This is a genomic window from Actinomadura rubrobrunea NBRC 15275, assembly GCF_001552235.1.
Taxonomy (GTDB): Bacteria; Actinomycetota; Actinomycetes; order Streptosporangiales; family Streptosporangiaceae; genus Spirillospora; species Spirillospora viridilutea.
In genome coordinates this window covers 54,099-71,953 of record NZ_BCQU01000016.1, presented here as the reverse complement: position 1 = coordinate 71,953, position 17,855 = coordinate 54,099, and the positions used below count along the sequence as shown (strand labels likewise).

The window sequence follows — 17,855 nt, the reverse complement described above, 5'->3', positions numbered from 1 at the left end:
GGGCGCTCCCGTGGGCGCTCCTGTGAGCGTTGTCACCGGCAAGTGCTAGCAACCGTGCTTGCAATTGCAAGCACCCTGACGCAGGGTGGAACCATGGCAAGTTCGAAGGTCGGCTCCATCGGGGAGTACATCCGCGACCAGCGCACGCGCGCCAAGATCTCGCTGCGCCAGCTCGCCGATGTGTCGGGCATCTCCAACCCGTACCTGAGCCAGATCGAACGCGGGCTGCGCAAGCCCAGCGCCGAGATCCTCCAGCAGATCGCCAAGGGGCTGCGGATCTCGGCCGAGGCGCTGTACGTGCAGGCGGGGATCCTGGAGGACCGCCGGTCCGACACCGACGTGCACACCGCGATCAGGGCCGACCTGCTCCTCACGGAACGGCAGAAGCAGATTCTGCTGGACGTCTACGAGTCGTTCCGCAGGGAGAACGAGGCTGCCGGCGCCACATCCGAGCAACACCAGGACACAGGAAAGGACGAGGTGGGATGACTTTGGCCACCACCCTCCGTGAGAACAAGGCCGTCTACACGGTCGCCGGTGCCGGCGACCTGGCGGTCGAGAAGATCCGCGAGGTGCCCGAGCAGGTCACCAAGGCCCGCGCGACCGCCCTGAAGTACCAGGACGACCTGCGCGAGATCATGGAGCGCTACCGCGACCAGGTCCGCGAGATCGTCGAGCGCTACCGCGGCGAGGTCCGCCAGAACGTCGACCGGCTGCAGGAGCGCGTCGAGGTCAAGGACCTGCCCGGCGCGGCCGTCGCCTACATGACGCACGGCGCCAGCCGCGCCGTGGAGTTCATCGACGAGCTCGCCGAGCGCGGCAAGCGGGTCGTGCACCGGGAGGCCGCGACCGCCGCCGCGATCGCCGAGGCCGACGCCAAGCGGCGCACCACCGCCCAGCGGCGCGCCCGGTCCACGGCGGGCACGCGGAAGAGTGGCGCCTGAACCTGCATCGGCCTGGCGGAGCCAGGCGCGCGCACGTCCGGGGCCCGGCCGGGGGAACAACCCGGCCGGGCCCCGTCGTCTTGTATGTTGACGTGCCGAGGAGGCCGGCGCGTGCCCCACAGGGCGGTGTGCCCATAGGGTGAACCGAGGAGCCCGCGGGGCGCGGCGCGGGCGTCGCGGCAGACACAGGCAGGAGCGCTGATCGCCGGTGGCCACATTCGGAATACTGGACCTGTTCTTCTGGTCGCTGCTGGTCGTCGCGTTCGCGATGGAGGCGTGGGCGCTGGTCGACGCGTTGACGGTGCCCAAGGACGCCTACACGGCGGCCAGCAAGCAGAGCAAGAAGCTGTGGACGATCCTGCTGAGCGTGGCCGCGGTCCTGGGATTGGCCCACGCCGTCCTGCCCCTGCGGGGCGCCTCGCCGATCATGCTGCTCATCGGCATCCTCCCGGTCGCCGCCTTCCTGGCCGCCGCCGTCTACCTGGCCGACGTCCGTCCCGCGGTCAAGCCGTTCAAGAAGCGCGGCGGAGGCGGCCGTAGCACCATGGGCCCCTACGGCCCCTGGTGACCGGGCCCCTGCTAACGAGGAGCGGCGTCGGCGCTCCCGCCCCGGCGGTCGGCGCGGGGGAGGGCGGGCGTCCCCGCACGGGGCGGTCCAGGCCGAGGGTCCGCAGTTCGGCGATGAGGCGGCGGGCCATGTACCGGTTGCCCTCCACGTTGGGGTGGATGCCGTCGGCGCGGACGTAGCGCACCGCGTTGCCGGTGCCCTTCTTCCGATTGCCGGTGAACCAGCGCCCCCCGATCGGGTCGATGAACGGCACCCTCGCGTCCGCCGCGGCGGCGCGGATCGTGTCGCGGACGCGGAGGGCCTTCCTGCCCACGTCGCGTCCCCAGGTCGGGCCCATGAGCACCACATGGGTGCCCGGCCACCGCATCTGGATCCGGCCCATCAGCTCCACCGCCCGTCGCCGCACCTGCCGCATGGGGGACAGCACGTCGTTGTGCCCGCCGGACACCAGCATCATGTCGGGGGCGGGCCGCCAGGCGAACTGCTCGGTGAACAGGGCGTCGAAGCGCCGTCCGGAGGGCCCGGGCCAGGCGAACCCGGAGCCGGGCCGCCCGCCGATCACCACGCGCCATCCCAGCATCCGCGCGGCCTGCCCGGCGTACGCCTGCTGGGACGTGAGCCCGCGGATCCCCGTGGTGAAGCTGTCGCCCAGCACGTACACCACCGGCTGCCGCGGGGCGGGCGCCGGGTCGGGCCACCACAGGGAGGCCGCGGCCGTACCGGCCAGACCGAGCGCCACCACCGCGGCCAGGGCCGCATGGACACGTCGGGATGCCACGGCGCTGAGCCTTCCTGTGGAACGCGAAGAGAAGGAGGACCGGCGGGGCCGTGCCACGGGTGCGTGGCCGCGCCGCCGCCGCGGCGGCTCGGTGATGTCGGTCGAGCCGGCGCGCAACGTTCGACGTCGTTCGAACGGTCCGAATCCTATCCGTGCGCCGGGCCGGAACGCGGGACTGCCGCGCGGCGTCGCGGCGGGGTGTTTCCGGACCGATGCCTTATCTCTCCCTTTCCTACTTGTTTTGTTGACTTTTTGTCGGGCGTCTGCCTACCCTCGTGGCGTGCCGCTGATGACGTGCCTGACCAGCCGGGGTCACGTGGACCTGTGCCGCGTGGCCAGCGCCCTCTGTCCGCGGTGACGCCTCCCCGCGTCGAGCCGCGGTGACGCTCTGACGTTCTGATCGCGGGCCGCCCGCGCATGCCCCGAAGGCGCGGCTTTCCAGCGGGGCCCGTGTTCCGATGCCCCCGGTGCGGTGGTCGCCGGGTGCCCCCCCTTGTCGTGGTCGAGGTGACGCGCGCCGTCGGCGCGCGCCGGTTCTCTGGAGGCGGGCCGATCATGGCCTATCCGATCCGCCTGCATGTCATCACCGCGACACCGCCGAGGAGGCGTGGGCCCACGCCGGGCGGCCTCCGGCGGGCATCCCGCCGGAGGCCGTCGAGCAGGTGCAGGCGGGCTCCCGCGAACGCCACGCCGCGCGAAAGGAGTCGGTGATGACCGAGCTGCTGCCCGACCAGATGATCGACGAGGACCGGTTCCGCCGCACTCTGGCGTTGCACGCGGCCGGGGTCGTGGTGGTCACCGCGGCCTGCGAGGGCGTCCCGGTGGGGCTGACCGCGACGTCGTTCTCCTCGGTGAGCCTGTCCCCGCCGCTGGTGTCGTTCTACGTGGACCAGGGCTCCACCACGTGGCCGTCGCTGCGGCGCGCCGAGCGCTTCGCGGTCAACATCCTGGAGGCCGGGCAGGCCGACGTCGCGGCCCGGTTCGCCCGGCGCGGCGTCGACCGGTTCGCCGCGCCGCTGCGCTGGCGCCCGCACGACGACGGCACCCCGCTGCTGGACGGCGTGTGCGCCCACCTGCTGTGCGTCCCGCACACGACGATGGACATCGGCGACCACATCCTGGTCGTCGGCCTGGTGACGTCCGCCGGCATCCACGAGTCCGACCGGCCGCTGCTCTACCACCGGGGACGGTTCGGCCGCTTCCACGCGCTGGACGGGTGACCCGCCGCCGCGGCCCGGCGGCTCAGCGGTCGGCGGGGCGGCTGAGCGCCTCCACCGAGCGCAGGCCGTGCTCGACGACGTCGAGCGCGCGGTCCAGGGCGGCCCGGGTCGCGGCCGCGTCGAGGCCGGTGCGGCGGCAGTGCATGATGACCGCCTGCATCGCGCCGACCGCGGCGCCCGCCGCGGTCACGGCGTCGACCTCGTCCAGGTCCGGGCACAGCCCGGTCAGCAGCTCCGCCAGCTCCTGCTGGGTGTCGGTGAGGCGCTGCAGGGCGCGGGCCCGCAGCCCGGGGCGCTCGAGGATGAGCCGGACCTGCACCGCGCCGTAGTCGCCGTGCTCTGCGGCCAGCGCGTCGATCACGTCCGCCGTGGCGCGGCGGACCGTCTCCAGCGGCGTCTCGCCGGGGACGCGCCGCGCCAGCCGCTCGCGCACCTCGGCCAGCCGGTCGTCGACCTCGGCGAAGACCACGTCCTCCTTGGACGGGAAGTAGCCGAAGAACGTGCGCGGGGACACGTCCGCGGCGTCCGCGATGTCGGCGATCGTCGTCTCCTCGTACCCGCGCTCGGCGAACAGCCGCAGCGCGGCGGACGCGATCGCCCGGCGCGTGCGCCGCTTCTTGCGTTCGCGCAGGCCGGGCCGTTCGGCGTGATCCATGTCACGCAAAGTATCATGACTGCAAACTTGCAGTTATTGCACGCATATGCCGGAGCGTGCTTTTCTCCACAGTCATGACGGGCAGGGCGGGCATGACGGGCATGGCGGCGGGCCTGGACCGGCTCGGCCGCTGGTGCGTCCGGCACCGGCGCGCCGTCATCGTGCTGTGGATCGCGGCGATGCTCTCCACCGCCGCGCTCGGGTTCGCCCGCGGCGGGACGTTCGTCCAGCAGAGCAGTCTGCCAGGCACCGAGACCCAGCGCGCCATCGACTCCCTGCGCGAGGACTTCCCGGCCCTGACCGGACCCACCGCCACCGTCGTGTTCCGCGGCACCCGGCACGGCAGCCCGGCCGACTGGCGGGTCGCCCTGGCCATCGGCGAGGCCATCGACCGCATCTCGCGCCTGGACCGCGTCGCGTACGCCGAGAACCCCTACGTGGCGGGCATGGGCGGCCTGCGCAGCGACGACGCCGTCGTCGTCCGCGTCAGCTTCAAGGGCACGATGGGCGACCTTTCCCCCGCCGACCTCGACATCCTGGACCGCGCCGTCGAACCGGCCCGCAAGGCGGGCGTGGAGGTCGACTTCGGCGGCATCGCCGCCATGCTCCTCAACCAGCCCAAGGGCGGCCCGCAGGAGGCCGCCGGGATCGTCATGGCGCTCGTGGTGCTGCTGCTGGCGTTCGGGTCGTTCCTGGCCGCGGGCATCCCGATCGTGGTGTCGCTGTGCGGGATGGCGGTCGCCTACTCGCTGATCCACTTCGCCGCGTCGCAGGTCGAGGTGCATCCGACCGCGCCGATGGCGGCCGCGATGCTGGGCATCGGCGCGGGCATCGACTACGCCCTGTTCATCGTCACCCGCTACCGGCAGCAGCTGGCGGCCGGGGACGACGTGGAGACCGCGGTCGGCAAGGCCATGGCGCACTCGGGGCACGCGGTGGTGTTCGCGGGCGGCACCGTCGTGTTCGCGATCTGCGGGCTGTTCCTGGCGGGCATCGCGTTCGTCGGGCGGATCGGCCTCGCCTCGGCCCTGGCGGTCGGCGTGATGGTGCTGGCCGCCCTCACCCTGCTGCCCGCCGTCCTGGGCGTCCTCGGCACGCGGATCGACCGGTGGCGGCTGCCGCGGGTGCGGCCGGACCGCAGCGCCGACCGGTGGATGCGCTGGGGCCGCCACGTCGACCGGCACGCGTGGCCGTACGCGATCGGCGCCGCGCTGGTGCTGCTGGCGATGTCGATCCCCACGCTGAGCCTGCGGTTCGGGGTGATGGCCGACAGCACCGCGGCGCCGGGGTCGGACGCGCGGCAGGCCTACGACGTCGTCGCCCGCGAGTTCGGCCCCGGCCACTACAGCCCCTTCGTGATCGTCGCCAAGGTGCCGGGCCGCCCCGGGAAGGCCGACCGGCGCCGCGAGTCGTCCCCGCCCCGCCCGTCGGATCGGCCCGGCGCGGCGGATCGGCAGGGCACGGCGGATCGGCACGGCGGGGGACGCGCGTCCGCGCCGAAGCCCGAAGGGCTCGCCGGGCTGGGCGGGTTGACGGGGCCGCCGTCCCCCAAGCCGTCGTGGACGGACAAGCCGCCGCCGGCGTCGGCGAACGTGCTGGACGCGGCCGGCGAACCCGATCCGGACGCGCTGCGGGTCGGGCAGCGGCTGCGGCAGCGGGTCGCCGAGGTGCCGAGGGTCGCGTTCGCGGCCGAGCCCGTGGTGGCCGGCAGGACGGCGATCGTGCGGGTGATCCCCGCGACCGCCCCGCACGAGACGGCGACCACCGACCTGGTGCACCGGCTGCGCGCGGCGACGGCCCGCACGCCGGGCGCCGTCGTGCACGTCGGCGGCGAGAACCCGGCGATCATCGACATCGCCGACACGGTCGGGGCGCGCATGCCCGCGGTGGTCGTCGCGGTCGTCGGCGCCTCGCTGGCGCTGCTGATGATCGCCTTCCGCGCGGTCGTCGTCCCGGTGAAGGCGGCGCTGATGAACCTGCTGTCGATCGGGGCGTCGTTCGGCGTGGTGACGGCGGTGTTCCAGTGGGGCTGGGGGGTCGGGCTGCTCGGCCTCGACCAGCCGATCCCGGTGATGTCGTTCGTCCCGCTGTTCATGTTCGCCCTGGTGTTCGGGCTGTCCATGGACTACGAGGTGTTCCTGCTGGCCCGCATCCGGGAGGAGTACCTGCGCTCCGGCGATCCGCACGACAGCGTCGCCCGCGGCATCGGCGCCACCGCCCGGCTGATCACCTCGGCCGCCCTGATCATGATCTTCGTGTTCGCCGGGTTCGTCCCGCAGCCCGACCCGACGATCAAGATGATGGCGCTGGGCATGGCGGTCGCGGTGGCGGTGGACGCCACGCTCGTGCGGATGGTGCTCGTGCCCGCGCTGATGAGCCTGCTCGGCCACGCCAACTGGTGGTGGCCGGGACGCGGGCGCGGCGCGGGACGCGGCGCGCCGGGCGAGAGGCTGCCGACCGTGATCGCCCGGCGCGCCGCGGGTCAGGAGGCGCGGGACTCCTCCACGGCCGGGGCCGTCTGAGGCGTCCCGCGCTGGAACAGCGCGAACAGCCACGCCATCGACGGGACGAGGATCAGCGCCCCCGCCCCGAGGGCGATCAGCACGACGCGCAGGACGGCGTCGTGCGCGGCGGCCGCGTCCAGGTCCAGGTCGGCCATGGCGGCCGCGCCCCACAGCACGGCCGCGACGGCCAGCGCGCCGGTCGCCCGGACCGCCAGGTAGGACCGCCGCACCAGCAGCCCCAGCGAGACCAGCCCGGCGGCCGCCGACAGCAGGATCAGCGGCTCGTGCACGCCGAACGCGGCGGCGCCCGGCAGCGCCAGCAGCCCGATCGCCGCGCCGGACACCAGCGCGAAGCCGCGGAACCGCAGCGACGCCGACCGGTCGCCGAGCCGCCGCGCGTCCCAGATCAGGTAGACGGCCGCCAGGTAGGCGCACAGCGCGGTGGTCAGCAGCCCCCCGTACAGCCCGGCCGGGCTCAGCCAGCCGGACGAGCCCGTGGCGATCGCGGCGGCCGGCGCGCCCAGGCAGAACGGGGTCAGCACCGACGACGCCCCGAAGATCCACCGGTACCAGCCCTGGTCCGGCACGGCCTTGGCGAACACGAACGTGCTGCCGCGCGCCACGATGCCGAGGGCCGCCAGCGACAGCGGCACCCAGTGCGCCGCCATGACGTCGGCGAACACCGGGGGGAACGCCGTCCAGGTCAGCACCATCACGAAGATCAGCCAGACGTGGTTGGCCTCCCACAGCGGCCCCATCGCGTGCTCGATGACCCGCTGGTCGGCGCGGCGGCGCGACACCAGGTGCCACAGGCCGGCGCCGAAGTCCGCCCCGCCGAACAGCAGGTAGGCCGACAGGCCCGCCAGGATCAGGCCGAACGCGGCGTCCGCGTAGCTCATCGTCCGCTGCTCCTTTCACCCGCGCCGACAGTCTCCCGCCGGGCCGCTCCGTCCGACGGCGCGGCCGCTCCGCGATCGGCCGCGGACGTCCCGCCGGGACCCGCGGGCGGTCCGTCGGCCGCCGCGGGGACGGGACGGCGCCGCATGCGCCGCAGCACGCTGATCGTCGCGGCGGCCAGCACCGCGTACACGACCAGCACGATGTAGAGGCCGTAGCGCAGGCCCGGGTTCGGGTTGACGGCCTCCTCGGTGCGCATCACCCCGTAGACGATCCAGGGCTGGCGCCCCACCTCGGTGGTGGTCCACCCGGCGAGCATGGCGATCGAGGCGGCCGCGCCGGACGCCGCGGCCAGCCGCAGGAACCACGGCTTCCACGGCAGCTCCGCCCGCGCCCCGCCCGACCGGCGGCGCAGCCACCAGGCCGCGGCCCACCACGCCGACAGCGCCAGCAGCGCCACGCCGATCGCGACCATGAGCTCGAAGGAGGTCCGGACGACCTCGGCGGGCGGCCGCACGTCCTCGGGGAAGGAGTCCAGCCCGCGCAGGGTGGCGTGCGCGTCGAACTTCAGCATCAGCGACAGCGCGTTCGGGATCTCCAGCACGGCGAACCGGAACGGCACCCCCGCCTCGGTGTGCTCGATGCCCTCCATCGCGGCGAACTTCACCGGCTGGTTGTCGGCGACGAACCGCGCCGCCCAGTCGCCGACCAGCACCTGCAGCGGGGCGCACACCGCTCCCAAGGTGAACGGGATGGCGAAGCCGAGCCGGTGGTAGCGGTCGACGCGGCCCGCCCGGGCGTCCCGCAGCAGCGCCACCGCGTACACCGACGCGACGATGAAGCCGCAGACCATCAGCGACGCCAGCACCAGGTGCACCGCCTGCGTCGGCAGGGCGGGGTTGAACATCGCCGCCAGCGGGTCGACGTCGGTCACCTCCTGCATCCGGCCGGTCCCCGACCCGTCCGGGGCCTCGACCAGGCGGAAGCCGCGCGGCTGGTTCATCCACGCGTTGACCGACACCACGAAGGAGGCCGACAGCAGGCCGCCGATCACCACCGGGACGCCGGTGAGGAAGTGCGCGCGCGGCGACAGCCGGTCCCATCCGTACAGGTAGACGCCCATGAAGATGGCCTCGATGAAGAAGGCGATGCCCTCCAGGGCGAACGCGGCGCCGAACACCTGCCCGTAGGCGTCCATGAAACCGGGCCACAGGGTGCCCATCTCGAACGACAGCACGGTGCCGGACACGGCGCCGACCGCGAACAGCACGCCCGCGGCCTTCATCCAGCGCCGGGCGAGCTCGGCGTAGACGGGGTCGCCGGTGCGCAGCGAGCGCCACTCGGCCAGCAGGGTGATCGCGGGCAGTCCGATGCCGATGCTGGCCAGGATGATGTGGAAGCCGAGCGTGAACGCCATCTGCTGGCGCGCGGCCATGAAGTCCGCCGGGGTGGCCGCCCCGGCGCTCGTCGCGTTCTCCGCGAGCAGCGCGAGGGAACTCATGCCACCGACTGTAGTACTACAACGTGTAGTACTACACAGCATGGTACTACCGGCTGTGGTGATGTCCCTCTCAGTCGGATACCCTGGCGGGCGTGAAGGGTCTGGGAGAGCTTGAACGCACGGTCATGGAGGTCCTCTGGGAGCGGGACGGCGCCGGCCTGCCGGCCGCGACCGCCCGCGACGTCAGCCGAGCCCTGGCGAGCGAGCGCGACCTGGCGCACACCACCGTCATGACGGTGCTGGACCGCCTGGCCAAGAAGGGCTTCCTGCACCGCGAGCGCGACGGCCGCGCCTGGCGCTACCGCCCGGTCGCCACCCGCGAGCAGTACGTCACCGAGCTGATGCTCGGCGCTCTCAACCAGACCGGCGACCGCGACGCGGCCCTGGTGCGCTTTGTCCACTCGGTGTCGCAGACCGAGGTGGACGTGATCCGCCAGGCCCTGGCCGAGCTGACCGGCGACGGGTCCGCGGACGCCCCGGACGGCACTAAGCTGTCGGGCGACGAACGCCCGAACGCCAAGCTGTCCGACCGGGACCCGACCACCGGCAAGGAGCCACCGGCATGACCGGCGCCGCCCTGCTCGCACTGATCTCCATCGGTACCGTCGGCGGGGCGCACCTGCTGGCGCGGGCCCGGTGGACGTGGCGCACCCCGCGCGTCGCGATCGCCCTCTGGCAGGCCCTCGGGCTGGGGTGGGGCGTCGCCACGATCGGCGCCCTGCTGGGCTTCGCGCTGACCCCCTACGACCGCGGCATCGCCGCCGGCCTGCCGCTGCTGCTGGACGACCGGGCCGCCCGCCTGGACGCCTGGCACGCGGCCGCGCTGCTGGCCGCCGTCACCCTGACCGCGGTGCTGCTGCTGATGCTGGCGTACGCGGTGGTCCGCGTGGTGCGGGCCCGGCGGCGCCACCGGGCGCTGCTGGCGCTGATCTCGCGCAGCGACGCCGCCGTCCCCGGCACCCTCGTGCTCGACCACCCCACCGCGACCGCGTACTGCGTGCCGGGCGTGCGCTCGTCCAAGGTCGTGGTCAGCGCCGGGACGCTGGAGCTGCTCGACGAGGCCGAGCTGGCCGCGGTGCTCGCGCACGAGCGCGCCCACGCCCGCGAGCGGCACGACCTGGTGCTGCTGCCGTTCGCGTCGCTGCGCCAGGTCTTTCCGCAGATCCGGCTGGTCGGACGGTGCCTGGACGCGGTCGAGCTGCTCATCGAGATGGCCGCCGACGACCGCGCCCGGCGGCACCGCGCGCCCAAGGAGCTGGCCACCGCGCTGCTGCGGTTCGCCGCCGCCCGCCCGGCGGCCGCCCCGTCCGGCGCCCTCGGCGTCGCGTCCGCCGACGACATGCCGGTGATGGCCCGGGTGAACCGGCTGCTGCAGCCGGTGCCGGTGAGCCGCCCCACCCGGATCGCCGCGACGCTCGCCATCCCGCTGCTCGCGCTCGGACCGCTGGCGCTCTACACCCTGCCGCACTGACCCCCGAGCGGGCCGCACCTTCGATCGTCTCGAACGTGTGCTGCCCGGCCGATGATCTCGCGGGCCGCCGTGCGGTCGGCGGGGCCCTCGCGCACGGCGCCGCGCGCGAGGCGCCGACGGTCAGCTCCGCCCCTCGGCCGGGGCGCGGCGCAGGACGAGCAGCCCCAGCACGATGGCCGCGACCAGCAGGCCGGCGCCGACGCCGAAGGCCAGCCGGAAGCCGCCGGTCAACGCCAGCGCCTCGGGCACGCCGTCGTCGCGCAGATGCGCGGTCCGGGAGGCGGCGAACGCCGCCAGGACGGCGACGCCGAGCGCGGCGCCGATCTGCTGGGTGGTGTTGAACACGCCGGACGCCGCCCCCGCGTCGTCCTGCCCCGCGCTCGACATGCCCAGGGCGGTCAGCGCGGGCAGCGCCAGGCCGAAACCGCCCAGCAGCAGTGTCACGGGCAGCACGTGGGTGGCATAGGCGGTGTCCACGGACAGGCGCGTCAGCAGCGCGTAGCCGGCGACCATGATGATCAGGCCGGACACCAGGACGGCGCGCTCGCCGAACCGGGCGATCAGGCGCCCGGACACCGTCAGCGAGACGCCCCCGATGACGACCGCCGCGGGCATCAGGGCCAGGCCGGTCTCGGTGGCGTCGTAGCCCCGCACCTGCTGCAGGTAGAGCGCCATGTGGATCTGGAAGCCGAACATCGCCGCGACCAGCAGCATCTGCACCGCGTTGGCGCCCCACACGTTGCGGACGCGCAGGATCCGCAGCGGCATCAGGGGAGCGGCGGCGGTCGCCTGACGGGCGACGAACGCGGCCAGCAGCGCCAGCGATCCGGCGGCCAGGCCGAGCGTGCGCGCGGACGCCCAGCCGTGCGCCTCGATCTGGACGATCGTGTAGACGGTGAGCATCCCCCCGGCGGTGATGAGCGCGCCGCCGGACGCGTCGGCGCCGCGTCGCAGCCCGATCCCGGGGTCGTCGGCGAGCAGCCGGACCGTCCCGACGATCGCCAGCAGCCCGATCGGGACGTTGATGAAGAACACCCATCGCCAGCCGAACGCGTCGGTGAGCAGACCGCCGAGCGCCGCTCCGAGCGCGGCGCCGGTCGCGCCGGTGAAGGCGTAGGCGCCGATGGCCCGGCCCCGCTCGCCCGGGTCGGTGAACAGCGTCACGATGATGCCGAGGGAGACGGCGGAGGCCAGCGCGCCTCCGACGCCCTGCGCGAACCGGGCGGCGACCAGCATGGCGGGCGTGGCGGCCAGGGCGCACAGCACGGAGGCGGCGGTGAACACCGCCAGCCCGGTCAGCAGCACCCGGCGGCGCCCCGCCAGATCGCCCAGCCGGCCGGCGAGCAGCAGCAGGCCGCCGAACGTGATCATGTAGGCGTTGATCGTCCAGGTCAGGCCGGACGGGCTGAACCCCAGGTCGGACTGGATGGCGGGCAGCGCCACGGTGACGATCGACCCGTCCAGGACGATCATCAGGTACGCCGTGCACAGCACGGTCAGCGCGTACCAGCGGCGCCGGGACGTCGGCGGGGCGCCGTCGCGGGACCCGGCGGCGGAGCGCGCGGCGGCCGCCGCCTCGGGGGCGGTGTCGGACATGGTCCTCTCCTGTCGGTCGTCGACCTGTCGGTTGTCGACGCGGACGTGCGATGACAGGAGAGACGGTAGCAGATCGTCCGCTAGTAGACGATCTGCTACCGAACTATTTTCTCGGCGGTCAGGCCGTGCGCTCGCGCGGGCGCCGGCAGGCGGCGGCGTCCACCGGTTCGGCCAGATGGCCGTCGGCCAGACGCCGCATGGCCCGCAGGAACGCCTCGCGCTCGTCCTCGGGCAGCGCCTCCAGCAGCGCGCCGTGCACCCGGTCGACGATCTCCTGGCCGCGCGCGGCGATCTCGGCGCCCCGCTCGGTCACCGCCACGATCCGGGCGCGCCGGTCGCGGCGGGAGGGGCGGCGCTCGGCGTAGCCGGCCTTCTCCAGCGCGTCGATCGTGGCCACCATCGTGGTCTTGTCCATGTCGGTGAGCTCGGCCAGCTGGATCTGGGTGCGCTCCTCCTCCAAGGCGCGGACGAGCACGCATTGCATGCGCGGGGTCAGTCCGATCTCGGCGAGCGCCGCCGTCACCTGGGTCTTCAGCACATGGCTGTTGTGGCTGAACAAGTAGGACAGATCGGGGGTCGCTCGCCTGAGGGTCATGCGTCCAGGGTAGTTCGCGAGCAGACGATCCGGCCGACGACCTGTTCCGTCAGGCGGCGGCGGTCACCCTGGGCGCGGTGCGGACGACCTCGTCGATGAACCCGTACTCCTTGGCCTCCTCGGCGGTGAAGAACCGGTCGCGGTCCGAGTCGGCCTCGATGCGCTCGATCGGCTGGCCGGTGTGCTGGGCGATCAGGTCCAGGACGAGGCGCTTGGTGTAGCGCATGTTCTCCGCCTGAATGCGCACGTCCGACGCGGTGCCCGCGACGCCGCCGGACGGCTGGTGCATCAGGATCCGCGCGTGCGGCAGCGCGTAGCGCTTCCCGGGCGTCCCGGCGCTCAGCAGGAACTGGCCCATGGACGCGGCGAACCCCAGCGCGACCGTCGAGACGTCGTTCGGCACGTACTGCATGACGTCGTAGATCGCCATCCCGGCGGTGATCGACCCGCCGGGGGAGTTGATGTAGAGGGTGATGTCGCGGCGCCGGTCCTCCGCCGACAGCAGCAGCATCTCGGCGCAGATCCGGTTGGCGATGGCGTCGTCCACCTGCTGTCCGAGGAAGACGATGCGCTCGCGCAGGAGCCGCTGGAACACCGGGTCGGCGCCCGGCGGCGTCTCGTCCTTCGTCGCCATGGTCACGGTCATGCCCTTCAGCAAAGCCGCGCGCGGCCCGCGGCGTCCAACAGCTTGTGCCCGCCGATTGACAACCGCCGGTGGATAGTCTGGGCGTGTGGACGTGGACCTCCGGCTCGTGCGGGCCTTCGTCGCCGCCGCGGAGGAGATGCACTTCGGGCGCGCGGCCGCCCGGCTGTTCCTCACGCAGCAGGCCCTGTCCAAGCGCATCCGCAGGCTGGAGGAGGAGCTGGCGGTGCCGCTGTTCGAGCGCACCACGCGCCGGGTCGAGCTCACCCCGGAGGGCCGCCGCTTCCTGCCGCCGGCCAGGGACGCGCTCGCCGCCTTCGACGCGGCCGTCGCGTCGGTGCGCGAAACCGCCCAGCGGCTGCGCGTCGACGTCTTCGACGAGCGGTTCACGCCGATGAGGCTGCTGCGCGACCTGGTGGAGCGCGACCCGTCGCTGCGCATCGAACCCAGCATGCGCCAGGGCTTGGCGGTGGCGCTGCCCGCTCTGCGCGCCCGCGAGATCGACGCCGCGTTCGGGCAGATCATGGACCTTCCCGGGCCGCTGCCGCCGGAGCTGGCGCACCGCCTGGTGCACCTGGAGCCGATGCACGCGTTCGTCCCGCTCGACCATCCGCTGGCGTCCCGGGACGCGATGCGCCCGTCGGAGCTGCCGGGCATCGCCATGCCCGACCCGGGCGGCGCGAGCGAGGCGCGCGCCTACCTCACCGGCCTCGCCCGCCGCTTCGGCGTGCCGATCCGCTTCTGCGAACCGGCGGTCGGCCGCCGCCACTACGTCGAGCTGGTGCGCCGCGAGAAGCGCGACGTGGCGCTCGGCGAGGCCTCGATCGAGATCCCGCCCGACTCCGGCCTGCACCGCATCCGGCTCGTCGACCCGGTGCCGCTCGCGCCGTGGTCGGTGGTGTGGCACCGCGGCAACACCGGCCCGCTGCTGCGCCGGATGCTGCGGCTGCTGCCCGCGCCGGCCCCGCCGCCGCCCGACGACCCGGACCACTGGGTTCCCGACGCCTACCGGACCGCCTAGCTGTCCGCATTCGGCCATCGCCGGGTGATCCACCGACGTGCCGTCCCACGTGGACTCCATCTGGCTGTGCGGCGGCGTCGCCCGCGAGAACTAGGCGGCGCCCGCGAGAACTAGGCGGCGCCTGCGAGAACGGCGCGGCGCCGGGCGCGACCGCCGTACCGGCCTTACCCGCGCGGAACAGGACTGTGCCGTCCGGACGGCGGCCACAGTCCGCCAACGGTCTTCCCGCTCCGCGGCCGACCATCGAAGGTGGTCAACGGGTGTCGGGACTGCGGGGAGGCCACGTCCATGGTCAAGGCCGGTGTCGGCGTTGCGCGCACATCCGGGGAGCACGCGTCCGCGGGCGGTGAGGCGGGCCGGTGAGGCGGCGGCTGCGGAGGCGGACGCGGACCGCCGGACGGAGGCGCCGCGCCGAGCCGGTGACGGACGACCTGGGCCCCAAGCTCGCCGAGCACGCCTGGTACGGCAAGACCACCGAGCTTTCGGAAACGGGCCTGGTCACCATGGCGCGGCGGCTGCCCGCGCTGATCGGCCAGGTGATGGCCCTGGCGTGGCAAGCGGCTCGGCGCGACCTGATCGCCACGGTGGCGCTCAACGTCCTCGTCGGAGTGTTCACGGCGTTCGGCCTGCTGGCGACGACGGGCGTGCTGACGGCGCTGTTCGCCGCGGGCCCCACCCCCGAGCGGGTGCGCGCGGCGGCCCCGGCGCTGCTGCTGGTCGGGGCGGCCGTCGCGGTGCGCGGGGCGTTCGCGGCGGCGGCGCAGTGGGCGCAGGCGCGGCTGCGGCCCCAGGTGGAGCAGATCGTCGAGCGGCGCCTGTACGAGGCGACGACCGCCGTCGAGCTGGCGTCCTTCGACGACGCCGACTTCCAGGACCACCTCCACCGCGCGCGGATGCGCGGCGTCGACTCGGCCCCGTCGATGGTGGACAACGCCGTCGACCTGTTCACCGCCGCGGTGGGCGTCGCGGCGGCGGCCGGCGCGCTCGGCGTGCTGCACCCGGTGCTCCTGCCGATGCTGCTGTCGACCGCCCTGCCCGAAGGATGGGCCGCGGTGCGCGCGGCCCGGCTCGGATACCTCACGCAGCTCGGCGTGGTGGAGGTCCGCCGCCGCGGCTGGATCATGACGGAGCTGATGACCGAGCGCGTCCACGCCGCGGAGGTGCGGTCGTTCACCGTCCGGGACTTCCTGCTGCGTCAGCACGGCGTCCTCGCCGACCGCCTCCGCCGCGTGATGCTGGGGCTGGCCCGCCGGCAGACCATGGCCCGCGTGTGGGGCGACGTGCTCAAGGGCGTGGCGACGGCGCTGATGTACACCGCCCTCGGCCTGCTGCTGTGGCGGGGCGTCATGCCTCTCGCGGTCGCCGGGACGGCGGTGCTGGCCATCCGCACCGGCCAGCAGTCCCTGATCAACCTGATCCACGCCCTGAACCGCTGCTACGAGGACGGCCTGTACTTCAGCGATTACGTGAGCTTCTGCCGGACGGCCGAAGCCCGCATGCGGCGTCCGCGGACCGTCCCCGACCCGCGCCGAGAGCACGGCACCGTGGAGGCGCTGCGGCGGTTCCGGGAGATCGTCGTGGAGGGGGTCACGTTCTTCTACCCGGGCAGCGACACCCCCTCCCTGCGCGACGTGTCGGTGCGGCTGCGCCGCGGCGAGATCGTCGCGCTGGTCGGGGAGAACGGCTCGGGCAAGACCACGCTCGCCAAGATCCTCGCGGGCCTGTACGAGCCGCAGCGGGGCCAGGTGCGCTGGGACGGTCTGCGGGTCGCCGACCTGGACCCCGAGGACCTGCGCCGCGCCATCGCCGTCGTCGCCCAGGACCACACCCACTGGCCGATGACCGCCGCCGACAACATCGCGATGGGCGACGACCTGACCGCCGACGGCGTCCGGGCCGCGGTGGAGCGGGCGGCCGCCGCGTCCGGCGCCGACCGGGTGATCGCGACGTTGCCGCACGGGCTCGGCACCCTGCTCGACAAGCGGTTCGCCGACGGGCGGGAGCTGTCGGGCGGGCAGTGGCAGCGGCTCGCGGCGGCGCGCGGCTTCTACCGGGACGCGCCGCTGCTGATCTGCGACGAGCCCACCGCCGCGCTGGACGCCCGCGCCGAGCACCGCCTGTTCGAGGAGATCCGCCGGCACGCCGCCGCCCGCGACCGCACCGTCCTGCTGATCACCCACCGGCTGGCCAGCGTCCGGCTCGCCGACCGCATCTACGTCCTGGCCGGCGGCCGCGTCATCGAACACGGCGACCACCGGAGCCTGATGGCCCTCGGCGGCGTGTACGCCGAGCTCTACGAGCTGCAGGCCGCCGCCTACCGCTCGCCGGACGGGGACGTCGCCCGCCCGAACGCCGGCGGCGCCCGCCGTCCCCGTGCCGAGGCATGAGAGGCAGGCCGGCGATCATGAGTTCGGCCGTGCCCACCCCTCCCGCCGCGTAGGGCGGGCCACCGGCCTCGAGACACGCGCTCCGCGCCTGCGGCTCGGTCGTGGCATCGGTGCCGCTCCCTGCTTGTTTATGGTGAATTCATGCGGGTTGCGGTCACGGGGGCGTCCGGGTTGATCGGGGCGGCGCTGACCCGGAGCCTGGAGGCCGACGGCCACGAGGTGCTGCGGCTGGTGCGCCGGGAGCCCGCGACGCCGCGGGAGGTCCGGTGGGATCCGGGCGGGGCGGTCGACGCCGAGGCGCTGGCCGGCGCGGACGCGGTCGTCCACCTGGCCGGGGCCGGGATCGGCGACCGCCGGTGGAACGCCGCCTACAAGCGGGAGATCCGCGACAGCCGGGTGCGCGGGACGCGGACGATCGCCCAGGCCGTGGCGCGGACGCGTCCGCGGGTGCTGGTGTGCGCGTCGGCGATCGGCTTCTACGGGGACACCGGCGACCGCGAGGTCGACGAGGACGCGCCCGTGGGCGGCGGGTTCCTGGCCGCCCTGGTCCGCGACTGGGAGGCCGCCGCGGCGCCGGCCCGGGAGGCGGGCGTGCGGGTCGCCCTCGCGCGCACCGGGATCGTCCTGGGCAAGGGCGGGCTGCTCGGCCGGACGCTGCCGCTGTTCCGGCTCGGACTGGGCGGCAGGCTCGGCAGCGGGCGGCAGTGGATGAGTTGGATCTCGCTCGACGACGAGGTGGCGGCGCTGCGGTTCCTCCTGGACGGCGACCTGGAGGGGCCGGTCAACCTGACGGGGCCGCGGCCGGTGACCAACGCCGAGTTCACCCGGGCGCTGGCGCGGGCGGTGCGGCGGCCCGCGGCGCTGGCGGTGCCCCGGACGGCGCTGCGCCTCGCGCTCGGCGAGTTCGCCGACGAAGGAGCGCTGATCAGCCAACGGGTGCTGCCCCGGAGGCTGCGCGAGGCGGGGTTCGCCTTCGCCCACGAGGACGTGGACGCGGCCCTCGCGGCCGCCCTCGCATAGCGGGCGCCCGGAACGCGGCGAAGGCCGCAGCGGGGGATGACGGGAACGCTTTGGA

General features: G+C 74.2%; 18 protein-coding genes. 11 read left to right on the top strand and 7 right to left on the bottom strand.

The annotated features are described in order from the left end of the window. The first annotated feature begins 93 nt into the window (after positions 1–93). From AR3_RS07335 to AR3_RS07325, 3 genes are all read left to right on the top strand, one after another. Positions 94–489: a helix-turn-helix domain-containing protein gene (locus tag AR3_RS07335; RefSeq protein WP_067910431.1), complete on the top strand. Its 396-nt coding sequence runs from the start codon at positions 94–96 to the stop codon at positions 487–489. After that, positions 486–944: a hypothetical protein gene (locus AR3_RS07330; protein ID WP_067910428.1), complete on the top strand. Its 459-nt coding sequence runs from the start codon at positions 486–488 to the stop codon at positions 942–944. The genes AR3_RS07335 and AR3_RS07330 overlap by 4 nt, the downstream gene beginning before the upstream one ends. A 208-nt stretch (positions 945–1,152) precedes the next feature. Further along, entirely contained in the window at positions 1,153–1,512 is a 360-nt protein-coding gene (locus AR3_RS07325) for a DUF2516 family protein (RefSeq protein ID WP_227023194.1), read from the top strand. On the opposite strand, the gene AR3_RS07320 is transcribed toward AR3_RS07325, so the two are convergent. After that, positions 1,457–2,290 (bottom strand): SGNH/GDSL hydrolase family protein, encoded by an 834-nt coding sequence (locus AR3_RS07320; RefSeq protein ID WP_083951041.1) that lies wholly within the window; start codon positions 2,288–2,290, stop codon positions 1,457–1,459. The two genes, AR3_RS07325 and AR3_RS07320, sit on opposite strands and share 56 nt — an antisense overlap. Before the next feature lie 94 nt (positions 2,291–2,384). Here AR3_RS07320 and AR3_RS32885 point away from each other — a divergent pair, with 94 nt between their 5' ends. Then, positions 2,385–2,648 (top strand): putative leader peptide, encoded by a 264-nt coding sequence (locus tag AR3_RS32885; RefSeq protein ID WP_390098217.1) that lies wholly within the window; start codon positions 2,385–2,387, stop codon positions 2,646–2,648. 352 nt (positions 2,649–3,000) lie between these two features. Continuing rightward, positions 3,001–3,510, top strand: a complete 510-nt coding sequence (locus tag AR3_RS07315) for a flavin reductase family protein (RefSeq protein ID WP_067910506.1) — start codon at positions 3,001–3,003, stop codon at positions 3,508–3,510. A gap of 22 nt (positions 3,511–3,532) precedes the next feature. Here AR3_RS07315 and AR3_RS07310 read toward each other — a convergent pair whose 3' ends face one another. Then, complete coding sequence (locus AR3_RS07310; protein WP_067910425.1) at positions 3,533–4,165, bottom strand: TetR family transcriptional regulator; 633 nt, start codon at positions 4,163–4,165, stop codon at positions 3,533–3,535. Positions 4,166–4,239: 74 nt separating this feature from the next. Here AR3_RS07310 and AR3_RS07305 point away from each other — a divergent pair, with 74 nt between their 5' ends. Next, positions 4,240–6,687 carry an MMPL family transporter gene (locus AR3_RS07305; RefSeq protein ID WP_083951040.1) on the top strand — a complete coding sequence of 816 codons (2,448 nt, stop codon included), beginning with the start codon at positions 4,240–4,242 and terminating at the stop codon, positions 6,685–6,687. Here AR3_RS07305 and AR3_RS07300 read toward each other — a convergent pair. Together AR3_RS07300 and AR3_RS07295 are read right to left on the bottom strand one after the other, a co-directional pair. Beyond that, positions 6,648–7,568: a cytochrome d ubiquinol oxidase subunit II gene (locus AR3_RS07300; RefSeq protein ID WP_067910419.1), complete on the bottom strand. Its 921-nt coding sequence runs from the start codon at positions 7,566–7,568 to the stop codon at positions 6,648–6,650. The two genes, AR3_RS07305 and AR3_RS07300, sit on opposite strands and share 40 nt — an antisense overlap. Continuing rightward, positions 7,565–9,067 carry a cytochrome ubiquinol oxidase subunit I gene (locus tag AR3_RS07295; RefSeq protein ID WP_227023195.1) on the bottom strand — a complete coding sequence of 501 codons (1,503 nt, stop codon included), beginning with the start codon at positions 9,065–9,067 and terminating at the stop codon, positions 7,565–7,567. The genes AR3_RS07300 and AR3_RS07295 overlap by 4 nt, the downstream gene beginning before the upstream one ends. Before the next feature lie 92 nt (positions 9,068–9,159). Between AR3_RS07295 and AR3_RS07290 the strand changes: the two genes are divergently transcribed. Next, a complete protein-coding gene (locus AR3_RS07290; protein ID WP_083951039.1) occupies positions 9,160–9,633 on the top strand; it encodes a BlaI/MecI/CopY family transcriptional regulator in 474 nt (157 codons plus the stop codon). Continuing rightward, positions 9,630–10,538 carry a M56 family metallopeptidase gene (locus AR3_RS07285; protein WP_067910415.1) on the top strand — a complete coding sequence of 303 codons (909 nt, stop codon included), beginning with the start codon at positions 9,630–9,632 and terminating at the stop codon, positions 10,536–10,538. The genes AR3_RS07290 and AR3_RS07285 overlap by 4 nt, the downstream gene beginning before the upstream one ends. 120 nt (positions 10,539–10,658) lie before the next feature. On the opposite strand, the gene AR3_RS07280 is transcribed toward AR3_RS07285, so the two are convergent. From AR3_RS07280 to AR3_RS07270, 3 genes are all read right to left on the bottom strand, one after another. Next, positions 10,659–12,134: an MFS transporter gene (locus AR3_RS07280; protein WP_083951038.1), complete on the bottom strand. Its 1,476-nt coding sequence runs from the start codon at positions 12,132–12,134 to the stop codon at positions 10,659–10,661. 118 nt (positions 12,135–12,252) lie between these two features. After that, a complete protein-coding gene (locus AR3_RS07275; protein ID WP_067910412.1) occupies positions 12,253–12,729 on the bottom strand; it encodes a MarR family winged helix-turn-helix transcriptional regulator in 477 nt (158 codons plus the stop codon). A 49-nt stretch (positions 12,730–12,778) separates the two neighbouring features. Further along, entirely contained in the window at positions 12,779–13,375 is a 597-nt protein-coding gene (locus AR3_RS07270; RefSeq protein ID WP_067910409.1) for a ClpP family protease, read from the bottom strand. Positions 13,376–13,460: 85 nt separating this feature from the next. Between AR3_RS07270 and AR3_RS07265 the strand changes: the two genes are divergently transcribed. The 3 genes from AR3_RS07265 (at position 13,461) to AR3_RS07255 (ending at position 17,800) form a co-directional block, all read left to right on the top strand. Then, positions 13,461–14,393 carry a LysR family transcriptional regulator gene (locus tag AR3_RS07265; protein WP_067910406.1) on the top strand — a complete coding sequence of 311 codons (933 nt, stop codon included), beginning with the start codon at positions 13,461–13,463 and terminating at the stop codon, positions 14,391–14,393. A 419-nt stretch (positions 14,394–14,812) separates the two neighbouring features. Further along, positions 14,813–16,780, top strand: coding sequence for an ABC transporter ATP-binding protein (locus AR3_RS07260; RefSeq protein ID WP_227023196.1), 1,968 nt, complete (start codon positions 14,813–14,815; stop codon positions 16,778–16,780). Between the two features lie 141 nt (positions 16,781–16,921). Continuing rightward, entirely contained in the window at positions 16,922–17,800 is an 879-nt protein-coding gene (locus tag AR3_RS07255) for a TIGR01777 family oxidoreductase (RefSeq protein ID WP_067910403.1), read from the top strand. Positions 17,801–17,855: the final 55 nt, after the last annotated feature.